The organism is Photobacterium sp. R1 (assembly GCF_054600795.1).
Window position 1 is genome coordinate 1 of record NZ_BAAHZP010000984.1, and the last position, 236, is coordinate 236.

Consider the following 236-nt stretch of genomic DNA (forward strand, 5'->3'; position numbering starts at 1 on the left):
ATTATTCTGGGAGGGATTGGCGTTTTCATTTTTAATTCAGCCATGTTTATTGGCCTGACGATGACGAGTGAGTTGAATGGCGCACTGATTATGGGGGCAACCCCGGCTGTCGGATTAATTCTGTCTCGGTTGGTTTTTGGAAGTCGTATCCGAAACTGGCAGTGGATTGGATTACTCATAGGCTTTATCGGTGTGTATCTGGTTGAGACTAAGGGGAAGGTTCTGGGTGTCGTGTT

General features: G+C 46.6%; 1 protein-coding gene. It reads left to right on the forward strand.

Annotated elements, in window-relative coordinates; genetic code table 11:
• A partial coding sequence (locus tag ACYP03_RS28005) for an EamA family transporter (protein ID WP_459782933.1) occupies window positions 1-236 on the forward strand: 236 nt, incomplete at both ends.